Origin of the sequence: Constrictibacter sp. MBR-5, from assembly GCF_040549485.1 — a bacterium.
Lineage (GTDB): Bacteria > Pseudomonadota > Alphaproteobacteria > JAJUGE01 > JAJUGE01 > Constrictibacter.
In genome coordinates this window covers 39,317-61,960 of the sequence record NZ_JBEPTK010000018.1, presented here as the reverse complement: position 1 = coordinate 61,960, position 22,644 = coordinate 39,317, and the positions used below count along the sequence as shown (strand labels likewise).

Here is a 22,644-nt window from a genome sequence, read left to right as displayed (position 1 = left end):
TGGTGTTGCTTTCTTATTGTGCCTGGAGCGACCAGGTGGACGCCGATAGGGGCTACCTGGTCGCTCCTCACAAGTTGACTCAGATCAACTTTGGTTCCCTGGCGCGTCGGGCGTTTCTGTCGGCTCGTCCAGATCGCTGGCACATTCGATCACGAGCGCACGCAAGGCGGCCATGGAGAGGCCGTCGAGGGCATCGCGAAGAACATCATAGGCAGGCGGCTCCTGCTTTCGGACCAAAACGATGGAGACGCCATGGAAGTCAGCGAGCGGTGGCTCATTGCCGTCCAGAGTAAAGCGACCTACTGGCGGCGATGAACGGAGATACTCAATGCCACGCTCAAACGTTATCTCATCGGTCTCTTCGGTATCCGGGTGCTCAGGACCCGTTCGATGTGCAGCACTGGCGGCGGCCGAAGTGACTTTCAGTTCTCCGTTCTTGTCGAATCGCGCGCATATTGCCTCAGAGAAGCTGGATACCTTGCCCGCGTGGCCTCCTGAAGCGCCCGAACCCCTGCAGTGCTTGTCGAAGAATAGCTGCGCTCCCGCCTTCGTGGTAACTCCGTGATGGTGGAGCACGAACGCGACCTTGGAGTATCTAGATAGTATGGGACGTATACCTGCGTCACCGGCGTCTTTGTCGCGGAAAAGCATCATCCTGAGTGCCAGAAGAAAATCTGGATAGTTCGCCTGTCTAGCGGGTGGCCGCAGTCCATGATCAATAGCCCACCGCGATACTGTCTCCCCGCCAACTTCATGGATGAGTCGGGCGGCTTCGATAGCGGCGTCGTTGTACGTCAGATCCATATCTATCTCCAGTTGTCGTGCGCGGGACCAGATTCGATTGGCTTCGCCAAAAGCAGAGTTGTTGTCGTAGTCTGACGAAGATATCGGTGTTCGGCTCATGTGGCAGCTATCCTGCGTTTAAACACAAATGGTCGCTAACTATAAAGTGAATAATAAGTCGACATGTAAGAAGGGTAATGAAATGCAGGTTAGTGTAGCAGACATAACGCGCCAACGTCGGGTGAGCGCGATTGCGGCGCCCAAATAGTGGTCGTTGCGCATTATAGCGTTGCATGGTCCGGACACGGGGCGATCTCACGAGCTAGCTGATTTACTCGCCGACACCATTCACTCGGTGGGGAGTGCCGCCGAGCGGCTTACCCCAAAAGGATTAACCCACAGCCCGGGGGTCCTCAATTTCTATTCCGGAGTACTTCTTTAGTAGTATATAAATTTGGATGTGTTAGTGCCGCTGATTGTGGTTCTACGGTTGTGTTCCGGAAGACCCCCGGGCGCCCGTAATGGATTCTTGGCGTGTCGGACCCGAGTTGGAGAGCCGACGCCGATGCCGAGACGGAAGCCGCCGCAGCGGCGAGCGTATGACACCGACCTGACTTACGGTCAGTGGAAGCTGATCGCGCCGCTGATCCCCGAAGCGAACCCCGGCGGTCGGCCGCGCAACGCGGCCTCGCGCGAGCCGGTGAACGCAATCCTCCATTTTCTGCGCGCCGGCATGGCCTGGCGCCTGCTGCCGCACGACCTGTCGCCCTGGCAGACGGTCTACTAATACGACCCAGCGCCGGCGGGGGACGGTGAAGCCCTTTGCGCCGGGCGGGCGTTTCACGATCTCCAGGACGAGGTGCGTCTTGGCCTTCGCCCAGTCGACGAGCCTCTATCCGTCCGGTCAACGTTCCATCGATACGATAACGGATTAGTCGCGTATACCGAAAACGTCGAGACCGAAAAAAATCGCAATTTAATAATGACACTAGATTACGCGACGTGAGATATTTTTCGGGTTGCGGTTTGATCATTTGAGGGAGAAAGGCATTGACGGAATTTTACAGGGAAAGTGAGTATATTACCTTATTGCACCCCGTCATTCGGCAGGGCTCTGCTTGGCCTTTGATGCGGCAAAGTGAAGAACTGATGGCGGCCGTTGGCCGCGTTGAGGGCAGCATGTCAGGTTCGGTAAATCGCGCCGCACGGCACGTCCATCTCGAAGAAGCTCTCTTGAGCCGCGAGGCGGGGATGACACTTTCCGACACCGCGGCACCCCGCCCAGCCAGGTCCGGCTGCGTGGCCTGCGATGCTGGTGCCCGATCGTGGGAATTCATCGTGCCGAGCGAGTATGTTGGGAACCCAACGGTCGCCCTCGCAGTCGAGCCCTATTCGCTCACGCTTCGTCAGCTGCTACGGCGTTTGGTTGAGTTTTCGTCCGGCGAGCGCGAGGCGGTGACGCCGCAAGTTGCGATGTTGACCGCCGACGCTTTGCTGATTCTGTTGCGCTGGCCGTTTGTCCGCATTTTTTCAGATGCTGACAACCTGCGCTTGGGGCTGATTGACCAGCACGCGGCCATCACCGCCTATCCCATGTACGCGTTCTTCGGGTTCCAGCATGTCGTTCCCATTGGTGCCGGACGTGTCGGCTTTGACACGAGTCCCAAGTTGAAAGAAGACAGGGAGCCGGAGCTGTGGACATTGCTCTTGCTTGCTCAAGCGAACCGCGGTCAAGGATGTGGGCTCACGAGAAATATCCGGCGGCGCTTCAGTTCCTGGGTGATGCGAAAGCGGTTTCCTCTTGACCCTCTCGACTGGACCCTGGATCAGATCGAGACGGCTCGCCTTCACTGGGGGGAGTGATTTCTCCCGGTCGCAAGTAACTGATCAGCGGCGGCGCTTCGAGTCGCATGTTACGAAACCCCGCCTCTGCCTGAGGCGGGGTGACCGCCCAGGATTTTCCTGAAACCGCGTGGTTTGAGTTACGCCGCCATAGCCGGCTTGTGCTGTATGGCTCAGTGGCGTTTCTCGTTTTCTCAGCTTTGGCCGGCGGGAAGTCGCGGATCGAGCGGTGCCGTCGGCGGGTGTTCTACCGGTCCATGAACAGGTCATATCCGAGGAAGTTCATCCATGCGTGTGGGGGAGGCGCACCGCGGTAGGGATACCTTACCGCTTAACCAGCCATGCGTAGATGGTGGAGCGACCCGCAGCCGGAATTGCTGTGTGGATCGGGATCGACACCCCTTCGACGCGCCAGGCGGTGGGTGGCGCTTTCGCTGTGTCCAATGCCAAGGCGATGCTGCATCAGATGGTGGCGCCGACACTCCGGGCGGCCGACAACGTGCGCCTGAGGTCAACCAGTGCTCGTTCTGCTGCGGTCCGCGCCCGATCGGGTCCGCTGGCCGCGCCTTCACCGTAGTAAGCGCGTCCTCCGCCTCCGAGGACGTTTCGGATATCGCTCAGGTCGAGGCCGATGATGCCACGCTTGGTGAGGAGTTCCGATGTCACCGCAACGGCGCCCGCCATCGCGGCCAGCGCCGGATCGTACAGAAGGGCAGGGGACGGTGCGGATGCCACGGTGCGCGCGAGCGGCAGGCCCGTCAGCGCCACGGCTGACACGCCGCCGAGGAGGAGTGTACGTCTTGATATCTGCATCGATTAGCCGGACCGAACAGGAATGCCATCATCGCTGGAAGAGCGCAGATGTCGACGGTGCGTGACGATCAGGCTGCGTTCACTTTTACAAGCCGGGTGCACAGTGGCTCCATCCGTCCCGAGCGCCGCACGCGGCCGAATACCCTGCACCCACAGCCCCGCACGCCAACTCTCGACCCACCCCGCGCAAACCCTGTTCCAGACGGACGGACCTTTGCACACCCGAGGGCCATTCCGCACGGGAGCCGATGGAGATCATTCATGCCGCTGACCGTCCGACCCGACGGCGCCGTCCGACTGGCTTACGGTGGTGGTGGGAGTCCATCTGGATGGACTTTCAGGGACGCTCTTCCGACCGGGGATCGGCCGTCAAATCTTGTTGGGAGCAGCGGAAGCCCTGGCTCCAGAGACATGTGAACTGGAAAAGGGACTATTTGACTATGAAGCAATGTACATGTTGCGTCGCACCACATTTACGCCGCCGGTTGCGGTGGCTGTCGCTCGCGGTTGAGGTGGCGACTTGGGATATTCGCCGCTTTGCCCGCCGCACGCCACGCTGCTTCGCGCGAACGGGTGATGCCCTTGCTGGAGGCAGCCGCCATGAAGGAAGGTTCAAGCCGGCTCCACCGCGAGGAGCATGCCCTGGAGGGATACCTTACCGCTCAACCAGGCATCCGCAGATGGTCGAGCGATCCACAGCCGGAAACGTTGGTCGTTAAGATGTTGATCGCGGTCAACATCTCCATCGAGATCGTCTCCCGGAACGGGGTGTAGCTCGCGTACGGTAGCAGAGCCGTTCGCGACGCGCCGTGTGCATGGCGCCGTAGTGAGCGATCGGCGCAGCGGTGGCCATCCGCGGTCTTCCGTGGATTTGGGTGGCTGGATGCGCCTCGGATTGAGAGGCCGTTTGGAAAGGGTTGAATAGCCCTCGGACGGCAGACTTCCCGCGACGCCGCGTAGGCGAGTGACATCAGGAACGCGCGGCATGTTCATCCACTACAACCGCTCTGGTTACAGGACGCGTCCCACACGCAGCCGAGGTGGTCTCGCTGACAATGGCGACGGCCCACACGGGAATGCTCATCACGCTGGTGCTGCGCACCTCGAACGCGATTTGGCGGCCGGGCAGACGCTTGGGCGGGTATTCTGTCATCCACTGCCGAGTTGGGGGAGAGGTTGGTCGTCACCAGCCTGCAGCGCCTGCCTGTAGGGGGTGGCGTCGAGACAGAAAGGCGATCATAGTTAACGAGAAAAATGGGCGCCACATCACCAGGCAGGGCTGAGATTTGAGTGACGTACATCCGATGACCCCCGTGGCGCGATTTGATGCTAGCCACTATGAGGGAATTGATGCGAATCTGGATGCGAAGGCGGTAGCGCCGCTCGTGGGCATGTCGCCGCTTTTTATTACGCGGGTTCTTGGAAAAAAAGGAACGCTCGGAATAGATGACGTAGTGTGCCTATTGGAACAAGATGCGTTTCGTGAGACGTTTGTGCCAAGGAGCCGCGTCATTGATTACCTTTTAAGAAGGCCCGAGGTAAATTTAGATAAACTGCCCCCCGTCGAGTGTGATTCGTATCTGGTACACGGGGATGTTCTTTCTGTACTGAAAATGCTGCCGAGCGGGTCGGTAAAATGTACAGTGACCTCACCCCCCTTCTGGGGGATGAGAGCGTATGATGAAGAGCGGGCCGTCGCTTGGGCTGATGGCGAAGTGTGTGCGCTTGGGTGCGAAAGCACGCCCGAAGGATTCGTTAGGCACAATATAGAGATATTGCACGAATTGAGATCAGTAATGCAAATCGACGGTAGTATATGGTGGAATATTGGCGATTCCTACAATACGAGAGGAAGAATTCGGGGAAGCTCGCGAGAAATTAATCGATCTATGGCCGGTCGAGGTGAAGATCGTGAGTACACGAGTTCTCGGAAACGGTATAGCGCGGGGCACTCATTTTTGAAAGATGGTGACAAGTGCGCTATACCGTCCCAGATCGCGCACCGCGCTATTTTGATCGGCTATTACCTGCGGGCCGAGATCGTGTGGGCAAAACAGAATGGTCTTCCGGAACCTAGGCGGTCGAGGACTGCGCGGGCGCACGAAACTATCCTGCATTTAGCTTTGGTACGTGCCCCAGAGTTTCATCATGATGCCTATTTTGCTCTTAGTGCAGAGAGGGGCGGAAGAAATCGTAGCCGCGAACCAAGTAGACTTACAGATGTCTGGTCATTTCCCACTACTCGTGGCGGCGGTGCACATGGAGCGCAATTTCCAGTCGTGCTACCAGCCCGTTGTATAGCGCTTTCGAGCACGCCAGGTGAACTTGTCCTTGATCCGTTCGTCGGTTCGGGCACCTCGTGCGCAGCCGCGATCAACCAGGATCGCCGATTTATAGGAGTGGATGTTTCGGCCAAATACCTGTGGAGCGCACGTGATCGCATATCAAGAGATATCGGAGTTGAGGTTACTGTTATAACACTGAATCCGACCAACGCCGCGGCGCCATACAGCGATTCTTATGTTGTGTTTGCGCACGCGGTGGGCGGCGGAGAAACAGGTATATGCTTTCAAGCGCTGCTGAATGCCTTGTCGAACTCGAAAGAAGCCGCAACTGCTCTGCCCTGAGTGGTAGGTATCTCGGATCTGGAGCCGACCGTGTTTTGGAGAGGGCCCCTCGGGCCGGACGGTTGGAGCGGGATGAATTGACATGGTGAGCCGGGCTTTCGAAGGATGAAAGCTCTGGCAAGACACCGATCCCACAGCGTCGCGTTCAAACGGCAGGTCGCACAGGAGTTCCTGGCCGGGGAGACCCTGCACGGCTTGGCGAAGCGCCACGACATCTCGCGCAACCTGATCCGGATCTGGGTCGAGAAGTACGAGGCCGGCGCGTTCGATGAAGACGTGCAATCGGCGGATCTGCTCCAGGTCTACGAGGCGCGGATCGCCGCGCTCGAACGTCTGGTCGGCAAGCAGGCGCTCGAACTGGAGTTTTTAAAAGGGGCTCAGCGGCTCGGACCAGGACCGACAAGCGCGCCCATGTCCGTAATAACAGGCCCCGCGGCGTCTCCGTCACGGCGGGATGCCGTCTGATGGGGATCGCGCGCTCCACCTACTACGACGCGCCGAAGCGAGCCGTCGACGACACCGCGCTGGTCGAGGCGATGCACGCCATCAAGGATGAGTTCGAGGCCTACGGCTGGCGGCGGATGCAGGCGGCACTCGGCCAGGAGGGCTGGGTGGTGAACCACAAGAAGCTGAAGCGGCTGATGCGCGAGCACGGACTGAACGCCAGCCGCCGGCGCCGCTATGTCACGACCACCGACAGCGACCACGACCAGCCGGTTTTCTCGGACAGAACGAAGGACATGATCGTCGACGGCCCAAACCAGCTCTGGGTCGCCGACCTGACCTACGTGGCCGTTGCGGTGGGCTTCGTCTACGTCGCCGTCATCATGAATGCCTGGTCCCGACGGATCATTGGCTACGCCATGAGCCGCCGGATCAATGCGCGGCTGACGCTGGCGGCTCTCGATGCGGCCATCGCGTTGCGCAGTCCCCCTCCCGGCTGCGTCCACCACACGGACCGCGGATCGCAATACGCTGCCGGGAAGTACCGCGACCGCCTTCGCCAGGCGAAGCTCGTCGGCTCGATGGGACGGCGCGGCAATCCGTACGATAATGCAATGATGGAGAGCCTCATGAAGACCCTGAAGGTCGAAGGCGTCTACCCGCTCGAGTTCGAGACCGCAGAGGACGTCGCGGACCAGCTTCCGGCCTTCATCGAGAAGTACAACGCCAAGCGTCTCCACTCATCGCTTGGCTACCTCAGCCCCGAACAGTTCGAGAAGCAGCACGCCCAGCCACCGGTCAAAGACGCCGCCTGATCGTGTCCGGCCCGAGGGGCCCACTCCACCAACAGACGGGACCTCGTCAGCGGGCTGTTCACCTCGTGTCCGAAGACCCGGCAGCGGGCCACACCCGCCCCTGCAGGGGAGGGTGCGGCAGCATCTGTCAGGTAGGTACTGTCCAGCAGACGTGATGTCGACTACCGCGGTACATCAGGCACTTCCCGCTGGGTCCATGCGGGCCATCCGCCGTCTCCAAGATTCGGGCCGAAACTGGGCTTGGCGGTATCGTTCAGTCTCGTACACCCATTCGCCGTGAAGCGCTAAGCTGTGTGTGATATGGAGTGCTAACATGGCTCGCCGTAGGTCGGCCTCGCCAACGCCCTGGCTGCGGCATCCTTCCGGCAGGTTTAGGAACTCGGCGTCTTCTCGATGACGGAGCAACACACCTCCCGCGTCGAGTTCCGCAATGCAGACCTCGAGGGGGAGTGCATGCTGCGGGTTTAGTCGCAGTTGCTCCATAAATTCCGACCGGATAGAAAAATGGCAGCCGTCAATTTTAACGGTCATAGGAGGCGGTTCGGCGTCCGCGGGATTGCGTCGCCTGGCGTTCTGGAGGGATGCTGCAATAACGGCTATACGGCGTTCCGCCTCCGCGCGCGTCTTGGCGGGTGCAGAATCCGGGACACCGAGCATGAAATCGCGATGGCCGTGGCCCCGGAAGGTGATGTTCGCGACCCAGCCGCCGTTGTTTCCCTGTGTCGCAGGCACCCGGTATATTTCATACCCGATAATGTTTTTCCATTTTGCCTTTCGAAGCGTTACGTACCCGGCATAGGTAATATGATTATAGTCGGAGACGCATGCATCGATGTCGATATTGTATTTTTGTATCAATGAAATAAGGCCAGACCTTGCGGATGAAGGTGTCATAGCTTCCTCGTTGAAATGCATGTTGCCGTCGCATCGATAGATTGCCCAACTAAGATAGGACCTGTCGAAATTTAAATTGCACTGAAACATTATGGACGAAATAAGGATTTTTCGGGCCGTGTTTGTACACGGTTTCCCGAGGCGCCGTCGGCTGATTTTTTAGGTTCGGATCCGGTGTGGAGAGCGGCTTGGCGTCGGGGGCTACACGACCCGCGCCCATGGCAAGGCGTCTACTGTTACTTCGGCGTCGGACCGGGAGCGGGTATGGGAACAGGTTTACCAACCCTGTCATGACCGACCGACAGAGCCGCGGCTGCCCGCGAACAAAAAGGGGATCCTGGGCTTCGACCGGCAAGAAGATCCCGTGCCGAATAGGAATGCGATCATCGACGGAAAGTCGCAGACGTCGACGGTGCGCGGCGATCAAGCCCGCGCGCCCGCTGCGATTGTGCAGAGACGGCGACAGGCGGCGGTGACGGGAGTCCATCCGGATGGACTTGCAGGGACGTTCGCCGCGGAGCGACATCGGCCGTCGCTATCTTGCTGAGCAGCGGGCAGTCAGCAGGGTGCTTCCAGAGACGTGTGAACTGTGGAAGGACCCTTTCGGGGATACCTTACCCGCAGGATTGCCGTTCACACCCTGGCAGAATCTTCACCGATGGTTGGTAGACCCTGAAAGGGGACATTGACGATCATGACGTCGCATGCCTCGCTCAGCGCCCGTTCAGTTCGATGGACTCGCGATGGACATCGGCCGTTGCGGCACCCCCGGGTGGGCTGGTGCACGAACGCGAACTGGATCGGAGCGGGGGAGGGAGCCCTACCGTCTGAAGGAGACCGGGTGCGGGTGCAAATGTGGTCGCCGGATCGGTAGGGCCGTGACCAAAGAGTGAAGAGCAAGGATCAGCGGCCGAAGACACCGACAATCTCGGCCATGAAGGGCTTGAGGTGAAAGCTATTCGCGGGGACGACGGCCGCCAGCCATCCGGCTTTTTCAACCGCCTCTGCCGTAACCGGGCCGACGGCGGCGATCTGTGTCGTTGCCATCGCGCCCTGGAGCATGGCTTGCAGGCCGGCGGCCTCCGCCACCTTCTGCAGGCGCCGGATCTGCGGTGTGCTGGTGAAGGCGATGAGGTCTACTTCGCCGGCTGCCATTTTGTGGATCATCTCGATCACCGCGTCGTCCTCCTCCTCGGACGCATAGCGGTAGCACAGGACGGGGTCGCACCCGGCCCCGCGGGATAGGAGGAAATCTGCCAGCGTGCTCGGCGCTTCCGGATAAAGTTGGATGCCCACGCGCCGACCCTGCAGGGGCAGCGCGCCCAGTGTCCCGATCAGGCCCGCCGTGGTCGGAGCCGCGGCGCTAAGGTCGGGGCCTAGGCCGGCGCGCCGGAGGGCGCCGGTGGGCTTCGGCCCGCGCACCACCTTCCGCACCTCGCGGAGTGCCGCGACAACATCGGCACGGATGCCTGTCCGATCCGCGAAATCCAGCAGGCGCGACACCCCTTCGCCCGTGTAGAAGACGACGTCGTCGAAATCACCCCGAGCAAGGCGATGCAGCCAGGCCTCGACCGGGGCGGCGTCCTCGACATCGCGGATGCCGACCAGCGGGCAGCGGATGGTCGTCGCACCCTGCCGCTCCAGCATGGAGGCGAAGAGGTCGAGCGCGCGGGTCTCCGGCACCACGATCCTGCGTCCTTCGAGACTCATCCGGTCAGTCTCCATCCATCGGACATCGCAGCCGCGGCTCGGCATCCGAACACCTGCCCGATGCCGAGCACCACGGGCGCGCCGCCCGCCATTCCCGCCGCGGCGGCACCCAGCGCATCGAGCCGGCCGGTCCAGCGATGCTCGTCGTGGCGCGATACGCCCGCGATCGCCACCGCCGGCGTGTCCGCCGGCAGGCCTTCCTTCATCAGGCCCTTGGCGATGCCGCAGGCCCGGCGCGCCGCCATGTAGAAGATGATGCTGGTCCGCCCGTCGGCCAACCCGCGCCAGTCTAGCTCGCCGGGGATGTCCCCGGTCCGCGCGCATCCCGTGACGAAGCGAACCGACTGTGCCAGATCGCGATGGGTCAGCGACACGCCGAGGGTGGCGGCGAGCGCCATGCCTGCCGTAATGCCCGGCACCACGTCGAGCGAAATACCGGCGGCATCGAGCTTTTCGATCTCTTCGCCGGCGCGGCCGAAGATCATCGGATCCCCGGACTTCAGTCGGACGACGTGCTTTCCCTGGCGCGCCAACCGCACCATCAGATCATTGATGTCCTCCTGAACGCAGGAGGCGCGGCCGCCGCGCTTGCCGACCAGCATGCGCCTCGCTTCCCGGCGCGCGAGTTTGAGCACCTCGGCGGAAACGAGATCGTCGAAGAGGATGACGTCGGCCGCCTGGAGCGCGCGCAGCGCCTTCAACGTCAGCAGTTCGGCGTCGCCCGGGCCGGCACCGACGAGGGTGACGCGGCCGGCCGACGGCCCGGCGGATGTGCCGTCGAGCATGGCGGCCTCGGTGGCGGCATCCGGCGGGTCACCGGCCAGCGCGCGGTCCGAGAAGCGCTCCCAGAAGGCGCGGCGCGCGGCGCCCGGCGCGAGGCGCTCCATCACCGTCGCGCGCATGCTCTTGGCCAGCGCCGCCCAATGCGCCAGCGCCGGATGCAGGACCGTTTCGATGCGCCGCCGAACGGCCTGTCCCAGGATCGGCGCCGCGCCGTCGGTCGAGATGCCGATCACGACGGGCGACCGGTTGACGATGCTGCCGAACTGGAATTCGCACAGGGCCGGCGTGTCGACCACGTTCACCGGTACGCCGGCAGCCCGCGCAGCCGCGGCGAAATCGGCCGCTTCGGCGGGATCGGCGATGTCGGCGACGGCGATCGCGGTGCCCGCGAAGGCGGCTGCGGTCCATGCCGACCGATGCAGGGTGATGGAACCGGCCGCGGCGCCGCGGTCGACCAGCGCGAGCATGTCGGGGCCGGGATCCACCGCATGGACGGCGACCGCCGCACCGGCGGCGGCGAGTAGCTCCGCCTTCCAGGCAGCCGCGGGGGAGCCGCCCGCTACCAGCGCCGGCTTGGCCGCGAGATCGAGAAAGACGGGCAGCTTGGCCAGCGCTCCGAGCCGGCCGGGGGCAACCTCAGACGGCTTCCTGCATGCGGCGCGCATGGATCATCCTCCTCAGGTCGGTGCGGCAGGAGCCGCAGTTGGTTCCGGCACCGGTCGCCGCACCGACGGCCTCGGCCGTGGCGGCGCCGGCGGCGATGGCCGCGTCGATCCGGTTGGCGCCGACGCCGAGGCAGGCGCACACGGCCGGGCCCGCGTCCGCCTGACCGGTGCCAGGCCGGCCGCTCAGAATTCGCAGGCGTTCCCCGGTATCGCCGAAGGACACGCCGAGACGTTCGGCCAGCCAGACGCGCGCGGCCGCCACCGGCTGGCGGTCGAGGAAGATCGCTCCCGCGAGGCGGTCGCCGTCGAAGCGGGCGAAGCGGAGGCGGCCGGCGCTTTCGTCCCGGACGGACAGCGTCTCACCGACGCCTAGCAGCGCTGCCGCCAAGCCGTCCCAATCCTCCGGCACCGCGACCCCGGCGAATTCCAGTCGCCAGCCGTCCTCGACGCCAGCCAATGCCCGGTACGGGGCATCGATCCGCTGCGGCCGGTCGCGCAGCACCGCAAACCCGTACCAGGCCGCGGGAAACGGGCGAACGGCAGCCGCTCCGAACTTCAGGCCCGGCTGGCCTGAAACCGGATCGGTGTGGGCGGCGGTGGCGGCGCCGATACGGCCGGATGCGGCGAGTTGATTGGTCCAGTGCATCGGCACGAAAACGCTGCCGCGCCGCTGCCTGTCGGTGACGAGGGCACGCACGATCACGCCACCGCGCGCACTATCGAGCTGTATCAGGGTGGCCGGCGCGATGCCGGCGGCGGCCGCGTCGAGGGTGTGGATCTCGCAGAAGGGTTCCGCGATGTGGCGCATCAGGCGCGGGCTCTTCGCCGTCCGCGTCATGGTGTGCCACTGGTCGCGGATGCGGCCGGTGTTGAGGATCAGCGGGAAGGTTTCATCCGGCTGCTCCACCGCCGCGCGGACCGGCGTCGCCACGAAGCGCGCGCGGCCGTCATCGGTGTAGAAGCGGCCGTCGGCGAAGAAGCGCCGTTCGCCCGGCGGTTCGCCCAGCTCTTCGCTGGCACGCAACGGCCACTGGAACGGTGCGAGTTCGCCATAGGCCCGGTCGTCCAGCCCGGTACAGCCGCCGATGTCGAAATCGCGGGCACCGCCGTTACCCGCGGCGGAGAGAGCGGCATGTTCGCGGAAGATCGCCGCGGGGCCGTCAAAGGCGAAATCGTCGGCCCAGCCCATCCGTGCCGCCACGTCGCAGACGATGCGCCAATCGGCCCGCGTTTCGCCGGGCAGCGGCAGGAAACCGCGCTGGCGCGAGATGCGCCGCTCGGAGTTGGTGACCGTGCCGTCCTTCTCCGCCCACGCCGCCGCGGGCAGAAGGACATGGGCATGGTACGTCGTGTCCGTCCGGGTCACGTCCGAGACGACCACGAAGGGACAGGCGGCCAGCGCCGCGGCGACCGCGTCCGCATCGGGCAGCGACACCGCCGGGTTGGTCGCCATGATCCAGAGCGCCTTGATCCGGCCGTCGCCGACCGCGCGGAATAGGTCGACCGCCTTCAGTCCGGGCCGCTCCGCGATGCGCGGACTGGCCCAGAAGCCCTGGACGATCTCGCGGTGTGCCGGATCGTCGAGGCGCATATGGGCGGCGAGCATGTTGGCGAGACCGCCGACCTCGCGCCCGCCCATCGCGTTCGGCTGCCCGGTGACCGAGAAGGGACCGGCGCCGGGCTTGCCGATGCGGCCGGTCAGCAGGTGGCAGTTGATGATCGCGTTGACCTTGTCGGTGCCCGACACCGACTGGTTCACGCCCTGGGAATAGACGGTGACGACCCGCTCGGCACCCGCCCACAGGGAGAAGAAGCGGCTGAGGTCGGCGGCGGACAGACCGGTCGCGCGCGCCGCACCCTCCAGGCCGCAGGCGGCCGCCACCACGACCGCATCGTCCAGGCCCGCCGTGTGCGCGTCCACGAAGCCGTGATCGGCGAAGCCGCCGGCCGCCAGATGATCGAGCAGGCCGAGGAACAGCGCCACGTCGGAATCCGGCGCCAGCGCCAGGTGCAGGTCCGCCTCCTCGGCCGTGTTGGTGACGCGCGGATCGAGCACGACGATGCGCGTGCCGCGCCGCTCGCGCGCGGCGAGCAGGCGCTGGAACAGCACCGGATGGCACCAGGCCAGATTGGAACCGACCAGGACGACCAGGTCGGCCTCGTCCAGGTCGGCATAGGTGCCGGGCACGGTGTCCGAACCGAAGGCGCGGACATGGCCGGCGACCGAGGATGCCATGCAGAGGCGGGAGTTCGTGTCGATGTTGGCCGAACCGATGAAGCCCTTCATCAGCTTGTTGGCGACGTAGTAGTCCTCGGTCAGCAGCTGTCCGGAGACGTAGAAGGCGACCGAGTCCGGCCCGTGCTTGGCCACCGCCGCGGCGAAGCGCTCTGCGACGAGGCCCAGTGCGGCGTCCCAGGTCGCCGGCCGGCCGTCGACCTCGGGCACCGTCAGCCGGTCGTCGAGCGACAGCGTTTCGCCCAGGGCGGCACCCTTGGAACAGAGCCGGCCGCGGTTGGCCGGATGATCCGGGTTGCCGGCGATGTCGACGCCGCCATCCGCCCGAGGCGTCGCCAGCACGCCGCAGCCCACGCCGCAATAGGGGCAGGTCGTGCGCACCGTGCCGCCCAACTCCGGGGCGGATGGCCACGCCTTCACGCCGCCGCTCCGCACAGCAGCGCCGCGGGCAGCAGAATGCGGCCGGCCTCGAGGCGCAGCGGGACATGGCCGGCGCAGCCTTCGTCGGCGCCGGTCGCCTCGCCGCTGGTCAGGTCGATGATCCAGTTGTGCAGCGGGCAGGTGACGGACGTTCCGTGCACGATGCCCTGCGACAGCGGCCCACCGGCATGCGGGCAGCGATCGCGCAGAGCGAACAGCCGTCCGTCGGCCGTCTTGAACACCGCGATATCGCCGCCGGGCGCCCGCACCACGCGCGCACCCAGAGCCGGCACGTCGTCGGCGGTACCGATTTCGATCCAGTCGTTCACGGGGACGGCCATCACTCCGCCGCCTGTGGCAGGGTGAAATCGGCCATCGGTGCGAACTCGTGCGCGTCCGTTCCGCGCACCCGCTCGGCCCACGGATCGCTTTGCGCCCGGCGCTGCGACACCACGAAGCGGTCGTAGAGGGCGCGGCGCCGATCCGGATCGTCGACGACCAGCGCGCGGATGGCGTCGACGCCGACGCGCGCCGACCATTTGTACATGCGCTCCAGATAGCGCCCCTGTTCGCGGTAGAGCTGGGTCAGGGCGGCGATCGTCTCCAGCGCCTCGTCTTCGGTCGCGACCTTGGTCAGGACCTCGGTGCCCTGAATGTGCAGGCCCGCCGCACCGGCAAAGTGGATTTCGTAACCGGAATCGACACAGATCACGCCGACGTCCTTGCAGGTCGCCTCGGCACAGTTTCGCGGGCAGCCCGAGACCGCCATCTTCACCTTGGCCGGCGTCCACGACCCCCACATGAACTTCTCGATGCGGATGCCGAGCCCGGTGGAATCCTGCGTCCCGAACCGGCACCAGTCCGTGCCGACGCAGGTCTTCACCGTGCGCAGACCCTTCGCATAGGCGTGGCCCGAAACCAGGCCCGCCGCGTTGAGGTCTGACCAGACGCCGGGCAGGTCCTCCTTGCGCACGCCCAGCAGGTCGATGCGCTGACCGCCCGTCACCTTCACCGTCGGAATCGCGAACTTGTCCGCGACGTTGGCGATGGCACGCAGTTCGGCCGGGCTGGTGACGCCGCCCCACATCCGGGGCACCACGGAGTAGGTGCCGTCCTTCTGAATGTTGGCGTGCACCCGCTCGTTGATGAAGCGCGAGCGCCCGTCGTCGGCATAGTCCTCCGGCCAGGCACAGAGCAGGTAGTAGTTGAGCGCCGGCCGACACTTGGCGCAGCCGCAGGACGTCTTCCACTGCAGTTCCTGCATGACCGCCGGAATCGATTTCAGCGACTTCGCGACGATCAGCCTGCGCACGTCGTCGTGGCCGAGATCGGTGCAGCCGCACATCGGCTCCACCGCGGCCCGGCTGTAGGCGTCGCCGAGCGTCAGCGTCATCAGCTGCTCGACGAGCCCGGTGCAGGAGCCGCAGGAGGACGAGGCCTTGGTTTGCGCCCGCACCTCCTCCAGGGTCGTCAGACCCGTGCTCGCGATGGCGTCGGTGATTCTGCCTTTACACACGCCGTTGCAGCCGCAGATCTCCGCCTCATCCGGCAATGCTGCAACGGCCGCCATAGGGTCCAGCGGGCTGCCTCCCGCATAGGACTGACCGAAGATGAGCGTCTCGCGCATCTCCGCGATGTCCGTTCCCCGGCGCATCAGGTCGAAGAACCACGGGCCGTCCGCGGTCTCGCCGTACAGGACGGCGCCGACGATCCGGTCGCCGTCCAGGATCAGGCGCTTGTAGATGCCGCGGGCCACGTCGCGCAGGACGATCTCCGGCCGCTCCCTGCCCTCGGCGAAATCGCCGGCCGAGAAGAGGTCGATCCCCGTCACCTTCAGTTTGGTCGACGTCACGGCGCCGGTGAAAGCGGCCGAGGCGTCGCCGGCAATCTGCTGCGCTGCCGTCCGCGCCATCTCGTAGAGCGGTGCGACCAGGCCGTAGCAGACGCCGCGATGCTCGACGCACTCGCCGACGGCGAACACGTCCGGGTCGCTGGTGCGCATCGTGTCGTCGACCAGCACGCCACGATTGACGTCCAGCCCGGCGGCCTTCGCCAGCGCGGCATTCGGCCGGATGCCGACGGCCATCACCACGATTTCCGCGGCGAGTTCGGTGCCGTCGTCGAGGCGCACGCCGGTGACGCGGCTGTCGCCGAGGATCGCATGGGTGTTGGCGCGCGTTCGCACGGCGATGCCGCGCAACTCCATCGCCTGTTCCAGCAGGTACCCTGCGGCCTGATCGAGTTGGCGCTCCATCAGCGTCGGCATCAAATGGAGGACGGTGACCTCCATTCCCTGCGCCTTCAGCCCCGCGGCCGCCTCCAGCCCGAGCAGGCCGCCGCCGATCACCACGGCGCGGCCGCCCTGTCGCGCCGCAGCCAGCATCGCCTCGACATCGTCCAGGTCGCGATAGGTCACCACGCCCGGAAGGGTGGCGCCGGGGATGGGGACGACGAAGGGGTTGGAGCCGGTGGCGATCAGCAGCGCGTCGTAGTCGGCGGTGGTGCCGTCCTTCGCCACGACACGCTTGGCCGCGCGGTCGACGAAGACGACTTCCTTGCCGCGGTGGAGGGTGATGCCGTTGGCGTCGTACCAGGCGTCGTCGTGGATCAGGATGTCTTCGTAGCGCTTCTCGCCGGAGAGGACCGGCGACAGCATGATGCGGTTGTAGTTCACCCGCGGCTCGCTGCCGAAGATCGTGACGGCCCAGGCTTCCGACGCGCGCTCGAACAGTTCCTCGAGGACGCGTCCGGCGGCCATTCCATTGCCGATGACGACCAGTCGCTTGGTCATGTTTTCCTCCTCACGCTGCGGCTTTGCCGGCGGCGCGCACGTCGTTCCCGGCACCGCGCTTCGAGACGGCGCCGTGCTCGTACTCCTCGAGGAAGCTCAGGATTTCCTCGCGGTAGCGGTAGTAGTCGGGGTGTTCGAGCAAGGCCTTGCGGCTGCGCGGCCGGGGCAGGTCGACCGTCACCACCTTACCGATGCGGGCGTTCGGCCCGTTGGTCATCATCACCACCCGGTCGCCGAGCAGGATCGCCTCGTCGACGTCGTGGGTGACGCAGACCGCGGTCACCTGGGTGCGCTTCCAGACGTCCATCAGGACGTCCTGGAGTTCCCAGCGCGTCAGGCTGTCGAGCATGCCGAAGGGCTCGTCGAGCAGGAGAAGCTTCGGCGACAGGGCGAAGGCGCGCGCGATGCCGACGCGTTGTTTCATGCCGTTCGAGAGGTCGACCGCACGCTTGTGCATGGCGTCGGCCAGCCCGACACGGGCGAGGTAGTATTCGACGATCTCGCGGCGCTCGGCCGGCCTGGCGTGCGGATAGACCCGGTCGACACCGAGCGCCACGTTCTCGCGCGCCGTCAGCCACGGCATCAGCGACGGCGCCTGGAAGACGACGGCCCGGTCGGGTCCGGCGCCTGCGACTTCGCGGCCGTCCAGGACGATGCCGCCACCCGATATCTCGTTCAGGCCGGCCACCATCGACAGCACGGTCGACTTGCCGCAGCCGGAATGGCCGATCAGGGAGACGAACTCGCCCTTGCGCATGAGCAGCGAGAAGTCCTCGACGACGGTCAGCGGCCCCTTCGGCGTCGGATAGACCTTCTTCACCTCGTAGAATTCGAGATAGCGCTCGCGCAGCGGCGACCGGCCGGCCTCGCGAACGGTCTCCGGCAGCGGGTCGAGCTGCGTGACGGGCTTCACGTCCGGCAGGCGGCGTTCCTCCGCGTCGACCGAGCGGGCGGCCCCCGCTTCGATCAGCCAGCCGGTGATCTCGGCGCGCAGGCGCTTGAACGCCGGGTCGTGGTTGAGCGCGGTGCGGCTGCGCGGCCGCTGGATCGTCACCTTGAAGGACGGCCCCAGCGTCGCGTTCGGTCCCGGCCGCAGCGGCACGATGCGGTCGGCCAGCAGGATCGCCTCGTCCACGTCGTTGGTGACGAGGACGATGGTCTTGCCCTCGCGTGCCCGTATCTCGTCCAGTTCGTCCTGAAGTTTCGCCCGTGTCAGCGCGTCGAGCGCCGACAGGGGCTCGTCGAGCAACAGGATATCGGGGCCGGTCGCCAGTGCCCGAGCGACCGCGACGCGCTGGCGCATGCCGCCGGACAGCTCCGCCGGCCGCCGGTCGGCGGCATGGGCGAGCCCGACCATCGCGATGTACTTCTCGACCCGTGCGACCCGCGGGGCCTTCGTCTCGTCGCGCCGCACGGCGTCCACCGCCAGCGCCACGTTGCCGCGTACCGTGAGCCACGGCAGCAGCGAATAGGACTGGAAGACGACGCCACGGTCGGCGCCCGGCCCCTTGCAGGGAGCGCCGCGCACCCGCACCGTACCAGCGTCCGGTTCGGCCAAGCCCGCCATCAGGGAGATGAGAGTCGTCTTGCCGCTGCCGGAGAAGCCTACGACGGCGACGAACTCGCCCTCCTCCACGGAGAGGGAGATGTCGCGCAACACTTCGGTGCGGTTCGGGGCCTCCCCGTGAGCCTTGGCGACGCGGTCGAGTTCGAGGATCGGCATCTGTCGGCCCCCTTAGCGCTTGTCGGAGAAGGAGAAGGCGGCCTGCAGCGCGAACATGACGCGGTCGAGCAGGAATCCGATGATGCCGATCGTCAGAACGGCGACCATGATGCGGGCGAGCGAGGCCGAGGAGCCGTTCTGGAACTCGTCCCAGACGAACTTTCCGAGGCCGGGGTTCTGCGCCAGCATCTCGGCGGCGATCAGCACCATCCAGCCCACGCCCAGCGACAGCCGCAGCCCGGTGAAGATCAGCGGCAGCGCCGAGGGCAGGACCAGCTTGCGAACGGTGGTCGCGGTGGAGAGCTGCAGCACCCGACCGACATTGACGAGGTCCTTGTCGATCGACGCTACGCCCAGCGTCGTATTGATCAGTGTCGGCCAGAGGGAGCAGAGGGTGACAGTGACGGCCGAGACGACCAGGGACTTCGGCAGCAGATCGCTCGCGTCCACATAGAGCGCGGAGACGATCATCGTCACGATCGGCAGCCAGGCGAGTGGCGACACCGGCTTGAAGATCTGGATCAGCGGGTTCAGTGCGCCGTTTACCGTGCGCGACAGGCCGCAGAGGACGCCGAGCGGGACCGCAATCAGCGTCGCGATGCCGAAGCCGAGCGCCACTGTCCGCAGGCTGGTCAGGATCTGGTCCAAATAGGTGGGCCGCCCGGTATAGACGCGCTCCCTGACGCGGTCCGCGTTGCCATCGGCGACCAGCTGTGCGTTGCGCGCATCCTGCCGTTCATAGAAGGCCGCCCGCTTCTCCCGCTCCGCCTTGTGGTCGTCGTAGAGGTTCACCGCCTGATCCCAGACCGCGACCGGTCCGGGGATGGCGCCGAGCGACGTGTTCACCCGCGGCGCCAGCGCCGCCCACAGGGCGAGGAACCCGAGAATGCCGATCAGCGGCACCGCCAGCGACATGCCCAGGTCGCGCCAGGTCGCCTTGGACGCGTCGCCCATCAGCAGCTTGCCGAGTGGCACGAGAAAACCGAGACCCAGGAGTGCGAGCGCTCCCTTGGCGCGATCCAGACGGGCGGCGATCTCCTCTCGCCGGTCGCGGCTCGGTGCGGGGTCTAGGGCGAGGTCTGTGGCAATGGTCATTCGCTGCAGATCCCTATCGCGGGTGGGTTGCCGAAGGGGAATGGGGGGTGCTAACGGCCGGCGACCGAGGTGCCGTCGACCGTCTGGTCGCCGCGCAGGCCGATGGCGAACTTCTCGAGGTATGCGTTCGGCGTGCGGCCGTCATAGGCGATGCCGTCGATGAAATCGGCGGTCGGTTCGCGGTAGCCGTCGGTCGTCCAGGGGAAGTCGGCTTCCTGCGCCTTGCCTTCCTCGACGAGGAGGCGCGCGGCCTTCAGGTAGACGTCGGGGAGATAGACCTTCCTGGCCATCTCGTCGTACCAGCCGTCGGGCTTCGCCTCGGCGACCTGTCCCCAGCGGCGCATCTGGGTCAGGTACCAGACGGCGTCGGAGTAGTAGGGATAGGTGGCGAAGTAGCGGAAGAAGACGTTGAAATCGGGGACCGGCCGCCTGTCGCCCTTCTCATACTCGAAGGTGCCCGTCATCGAGTTCGCGATCACCTCGGGATCGGCGCCGACATATTCGGGCCGGGCGAGGATCTCGACCGCCTCTGCCCGATTGGCGTTGTCGCCCGCGTCCAGCCACATGGCGGCCCGGATCAGCGCCTTGGTCAGCGCCAGTGTCGTGTTCGGGTTCTCTTCGGCAAAGGCCGCGGTGATGCCGAACACCTTCTCCGGGTTGTTCTTCCAGATCTCGTAATCGGTGATCACAGGCACGCCGATCCCCTTGAACACCGCGGCCTGGTTCCACGGTTCACCGACGCTGTAGCCGTGGATCGTGCCGGCCTCGAGGGTCGCCGGCATCTGCGGCGGCGGCGTGACCGAGAGCAGCGCCTCGGCCCGGATCTGGCCGGAGGTGTCGCTGGCGCCGTAGAAGCCGGGATGGATGCCGCCGGCCGCCAGCCAGTAGCGCAGCTCGTAATTGTGGGTCGAGACGGGGAAGACCATGCCCATCCGGAACGGCCGCCCCTCGGCTCTCATTCGTTCGATCACCGGCTTGAGCGTCTCTGCCTTGATCGGACGGATCGGCCAGCCGTCCGTGCCGTGGGGCACGTTCGGCTTCATCTCGGCCCATACGGCGTTGGAAACGGTGATCGCGTTGCCGTTCAGGTCCATCGAGAATGGCGTGACGATGTGCGCCTGCGTCCCATAGCCGATGGTCGCCGCGATCGGCTGCCCGGCCAGCATGTGCGCGCCGTCGAGTTCGCCGGTGATCACCCGGTCGAGCAGGACCTTCCAGTTCGCCTGCGGCTCCAGCGTGACATAGAGGCCCTCGTCATCGAAGAAGCCCTTCTCGGAGGCGATGGCCAGCGGCGCCATGTCGGTGAGCTTTATGAAGCCGAACTTCAGCTCGTCCTTTTCGATATCCAGCATTCCGGCGACGGCACCGCTCGCCGTCAGCAGCACCGTTGCGACCGCCGCCGCGGCGATCCCGCCCCGCCCGATGAAAGTCCTGGCCTCGCGCATATGCCTCTCCGTCATCATCGCCGTTCGCTCCGGGCCGGGGCGCGGAGCAAAAAAAACGCTGCCGACGGACACGCGATTGCTGATGCAACCAGTGTGTCCGTCGGCAGCGTTGCCGTGTGCCCGTCGGGGGCGTGTTTCGTGCGATCGCCATTGACCGCTGGGTCGCATCAAGCAGGAAGCATGCCAGCGGCACTCCCGGCAGCAAGGCGTCGCAATCTCTCGGCTATCCGATCGCTGCCCGAATCACGTACAGGCCCCCGTCTGCCTACATTCTGGACGAATGCCGACGATTTGGACCCGATGCGGCTCAGGACAGGATTGGAAGGCTGCCCTCCGTGCGTAGTTCGAAACCGTCGATATAGGCTTCGAGATGGTCCGGATCGAAGGCCCGCCCGTCGAAGAATCCGTCGGGGCCGAGGGTCAGGCGGCCCTTCGCCGAACCGGCGTCGGTGGGCTCGGCGAGCGCCCCTTCGACCTTCGCGTTGACGCTGGGGATCGCGACGTCCATCCCGGCCAGAGCCGCCCGGTAGATGTCCGGTCGGTATGCCGTCCGGGCGGCGCTGACCGCCTCCGGCGCGGCGGGCGCATGGCCCCATCGCACCATCTGGCTGAAGAACCACAGTGCATGGCTGGTCCAGGGGAAGGTTGCCGCACTGCGGCTGAAGACCAGGAAACTGTCGTTGGACGAGGAAGCGGCCCCCCCGATCGGCAGCCGGCCCGCCAGCCCCGCCTCGAGAATGGCGGGGGGCCGGTCGAGATAGGCGGGCGCCGACAGGAGATGCGCGAGGTCGGAGCGGTTCTCCGGCGCGCCGCACCATTCCGCCGCGCGATGGATCGCACGGATCAGTGCCGCCAGCGTCTCCGGATGGCGCGACGCCCAGTCGGCGCGCATGCCGAGCACCTTTTCGGGGCTCAGACGCCAGATCGCCGCGCTGGTCGTCGCGACGACGCCGACCTCCGCGTCGGCCGCCACCGAACTCCAGGGCTCGCCGACACAGAAGCCGTCGATGACCCCTTCGCGCAGCGCGTCGACCATGAAGGGCGGCGGCACGACCGTCAGGCGCACGTCGCGGTCCGGATGGATACCACCCGTGGCGAGCCAGTAGCGCAGCTTGTAATTGTGCGCCGAGAACGGGAAGACCACCGCCAACGTCAGCGGTGCGAGGCGGATCGCGCTGCGTGCCTCCACCACCGCCTTGAGTGCCGCCAGGGTACGCGCCGGATCGCCCGATCCGTCCGCGCCCGCCGCCGCCATTTCGCGCCAGAGCGCGCGGGAGACGGTGACGGCATTGCCGCCGAGCCCCAGGGCCATGGGGGCGACCATCGGCGGCGACAGCGGCAGCAGCCCGAGGGCGGCCGCAATCGGAATCGGCGCCAGCATGTGCGCCACGTCGAAGTGACCGACGGCGACCCGGTCGCGGATGTTCGCCCAGCTCGTCTCCCGGATCAGTTCGAGTTCGATGCCTTCGCCCTTCGCGAACCCGCATTCGCAGGCGACGGCCAGGGTGGCGCAATCGAGCAGCGGAATGAATCCGGCCCGGACGGTGGTCTTCGCCAT

17 protein-coding genes and 1 pseudogene are annotated in these 22,644 nt (G+C 65.4%); 6 read left to right on the top strand and 12 right to left on the bottom strand.

What is annotated here, in order from left to right:
• Nucleotides 1-84 precede the first annotated feature (84 nt).
• Entirely contained in the window at nucleotides 85-804 is a 720-nt protein-coding gene (locus ABIE65_RS24175; protein ID WP_354081351.1) for a hypothetical protein, read from the bottom strand.
• Between the two features lie 544 nt (nucleotides 805-1,348).
• Here ABIE65_RS24175 and ABIE65_RS24170 point away from each other — a divergent pair.
• Together ABIE65_RS24170 and ABIE65_RS24165 are read left to right on the top strand one after the other, a co-directional pair.
• Nucleotides 1,349-1,570 carry a transposase gene (locus ABIE65_RS24170; protein WP_354081350.1) on the top strand — a complete coding sequence of 74 codons (222 nt, stop codon included), beginning with the start codon at nucleotides 1,349-1,351 and terminating at the stop codon, nucleotides 1,568-1,570.
• Between the two features lie 263 nt (nucleotides 1,571-1,833).
• Entirely contained in the window at nucleotides 1,834-2,646 is an 813-nt protein-coding gene (locus ABIE65_RS24165; RefSeq protein WP_354081349.1) for a hypothetical protein, read from the top strand.
• A 441-nt stretch (nucleotides 2,647-3,087) separates the two neighbouring features.
• Here ABIE65_RS24165 and ABIE65_RS24160 read toward each other — a convergent pair whose 3' ends face one another.
• The gene (locus ABIE65_RS24160; RefSeq protein ID WP_354081348.1) at nucleotides 3,088-3,393 is read right to left on the bottom strand and encodes a hypothetical protein; all 306 of its coding nucleotides are present in this window, start codon (nucleotides 3,391-3,393) and stop codon (nucleotides 3,088-3,090) included.
• Between the two features lie 645 nt (nucleotides 3,394-4,038).
• Between ABIE65_RS24160 and ABIE65_RS24155 the strand changes: the two genes are divergently transcribed.
• The 4 genes and pseudogenes from ABIE65_RS24155 to ABIE65_RS24140 all read left to right on the top strand — a co-directional run.
• A complete protein-coding gene (locus ABIE65_RS24155; protein ID WP_354081347.1) occupies nucleotides 4,039-4,212 on the top strand; it encodes a hypothetical protein in 174 nt (57 codons plus the stop codon).
• 530 nt (nucleotides 4,213-4,742) lie between these two features.
• Complete coding sequence (locus ABIE65_RS24150) at nucleotides 4,743-6,065, top strand: DNA-methyltransferase (RefSeq protein ID WP_354081346.1); 1,323 nt, start codon at nucleotides 4,743-4,745, stop codon at nucleotides 6,063-6,065.
• 105 nt (nucleotides 6,066-6,170) lie between these two features.
• On the top strand, nucleotides 6,171-6,530 hold the full coding sequence (locus tag ABIE65_RS24145; RefSeq protein ID WP_354081345.1) for a transposase: 360 nt from the start codon (nucleotides 6,171-6,173) through the stop codon (nucleotides 6,528-6,530).
• Nucleotides 6,491-7,324: pseudogene (locus ABIE65_RS24140) on the top strand (IS3 family transposase); the annotation flags it as partial. The gene ABIE65_RS24145 and the pseudogene ABIE65_RS24140, both read left to right, overlap by 40 nt.
• A 174-nt stretch (nucleotides 7,325-7,498) precedes the next feature.
• On the opposite strand, the gene ABIE65_RS24135 reads toward ABIE65_RS24140, so the two are convergent.
• The 10 genes from ABIE65_RS24135 to ABIE65_RS24090 all read right to left on the bottom strand — a co-directional run bounded on the left by ABIE65_RS24135 (nucleotide 7,499) and on the right by ABIE65_RS24090 (nucleotide 22,644).
• Complete coding sequence (locus ABIE65_RS24135; RefSeq protein ID WP_354081344.1) at nucleotides 7,499-8,239, bottom strand: hypothetical protein; 741 nt, start codon at nucleotides 8,237-8,239, stop codon at nucleotides 7,499-7,501.
• Between the two features lie 882 nt (nucleotides 8,240-9,121).
• The gene (locus tag ABIE65_RS24130) at nucleotides 9,122-9,928 is read right to left on the bottom strand and encodes a uroporphyrinogen-III synthase (protein ID WP_354081343.1); all 807 of its coding nucleotides are present in this window, start codon (nucleotides 9,926-9,928) and stop codon (nucleotides 9,122-9,124) included.
• Nucleotides 9,925-11,376, bottom strand: coding sequence for a siroheme synthase CysG (cysG, locus tag ABIE65_RS24125; protein WP_354081342.1), 1,452 nt, complete (start codon nucleotides 11,374-11,376; stop codon nucleotides 9,925-9,927). Before cysG ends, ABIE65_RS24130 begins: the two co-directional genes overlap by 4 nt.
• A complete protein-coding gene (locus tag ABIE65_RS24120; protein WP_354081341.1) occupies nucleotides 11,348-14,032 on the bottom strand; it encodes a molybdopterin-dependent oxidoreductase in 2,685 nt (894 codons plus the stop codon). The genes cysG and ABIE65_RS24120 overlap by 29 nt, the downstream gene beginning before the upstream one ends.
• A complete protein-coding gene (gene nirD / locus ABIE65_RS24115) occupies nucleotides 14,029-14,373 on the bottom strand; it encodes a nitrite reductase small subunit NirD (protein ID WP_354081340.1) in 345 nt (114 codons plus the stop codon). The genes ABIE65_RS24120 and nirD overlap by 4 nt, the downstream gene beginning before the upstream one ends.
• Entirely contained in the window at nucleotides 14,373-16,823 is a 2,451-nt protein-coding gene (gene nirB / locus ABIE65_RS24110) for a nitrite reductase large subunit NirB (protein WP_354081339.1), read from the bottom strand. Before nirB ends, nirD begins: the two co-directional genes overlap by 1 nt.
• Nucleotides 16,824-16,833: 10 nt before the next feature.
• Nucleotides 16,834-18,546: an ABC transporter ATP-binding protein gene (locus ABIE65_RS24105; protein ID WP_354081338.1), complete on the bottom strand. Its 1,713-nt coding sequence runs from the start codon at nucleotides 18,544-18,546 to the stop codon at nucleotides 16,834-16,836.
• A 12-nt stretch (nucleotides 18,547-18,558) separates the two neighbouring features.
• Entirely contained in the window at nucleotides 18,559-19,641 is a 1,083-nt protein-coding gene (locus tag ABIE65_RS24100) for an ABC transporter permease (RefSeq protein WP_354081337.1), read from the bottom strand.
• A gap of 50 nt (nucleotides 19,642-19,691) precedes the next feature.
• Nucleotides 19,692-21,086, bottom strand: a complete 1,395-nt coding sequence (locus tag ABIE65_RS24095; protein WP_354081336.1) for a CmpA/NrtA family ABC transporter substrate-binding protein — start codon at nucleotides 21,084-21,086, stop codon at nucleotides 19,692-19,694.
• Between the two features lie 307 nt (nucleotides 21,087-21,393).
• Entirely contained in the window at nucleotides 21,394-22,644 is a 1,251-nt protein-coding gene (locus ABIE65_RS24090) for a CmpA/NrtA family ABC transporter substrate-binding protein (RefSeq protein ID WP_354081335.1), read from the bottom strand.

Bases quoted from the DNA above. Each gene is read 5' to 3' on its own strand.
- ABIE65_RS24145 (WP_354081345.1), top strand. From the start codon at position 6,171: ATGAAAGCTCTGGCAAGACACCGATCCCACAGCGTCGCGTTCAAACGG.
- ABIE65_RS24090 (WP_354081335.1), bottom strand. From the start codon at position 22,644: ATGGCGAAGACCACCGTCCGGGCCGGATTCATTCCGCTGCTCGATTGC.
- nirB (WP_354081339.1), bottom strand. From the start codon at position 16,823: ATGACCAAGCGACTGGTCGTCATCGGCAATGGAATGGCCGCCGGACGC.
- ABIE65_RS24095 (WP_354081336.1), bottom strand. From the start codon at position 21,086: ATGCGCGAGGCCAGGACTTTCATCGGGCGGGGCGGGATCGCCGCGGCG.
- ABIE65_RS24100 (WP_354081337.1), bottom strand. From the start codon at position 19,641: ATGACCATTGCCACAGACCTCGCCCTAGACCCCGCACCGAGCCGCGAC.
- nirD (WP_354081340.1), bottom strand. From the start codon at position 14,373: ATGGCCGTCCCCGTGAACGACTGGATCGAAATCGGTACCGCCGACGAC.
- cysG (WP_354081342.1), bottom strand. From the start codon at position 11,376: ATGCGCGCCGCATGCAGGAAGCCGTCTGAGGTTGCCCCCGGCCGGCTC.
- ABIE65_RS24105 (WP_354081338.1), bottom strand. From the start codon at position 18,546: ATGCCGATCCTCGAACTCGACCGCGTCGCCAAGGCTCACGGGGAGGCC.
- ABIE65_RS24155 (WP_354081347.1), top strand. From the start codon at position 4,039: ATGAAGGAAGGTTCAAGCCGGCTCCACCGCGAGGAGCATGCCCTGGAG.
- ABIE65_RS24135 (WP_354081344.1), bottom strand. From the start codon at position 8,239: ATGCATTTCAACGAGGAAGCTATGACACCTTCATCCGCAAGGTCTGGC.
- ABIE65_RS24170 (WP_354081350.1), top strand. From the start codon at position 1,349: ATGCCGAGACGGAAGCCGCCGCAGCGGCGAGCGTATGACACCGACCTG.
- ABIE65_RS24150 (WP_354081346.1), top strand. From the start codon at position 4,743: ATGACCCCCGTGGCGCGATTTGATGCTAGCCACTATGAGGGAATTGAT.
- ABIE65_RS24175 (WP_354081351.1), bottom strand. From the start codon at position 804: ATGGATCTGACGTACAACGACGCCGCTATCGAAGCCGCCCGACTCATC.
- ABIE65_RS24130 (WP_354081343.1), bottom strand. From the start codon at position 9,928: ATGAGTCTCGAAGGACGCAGGATCGTGGTGCCGGAGACCCGCGCGCTC.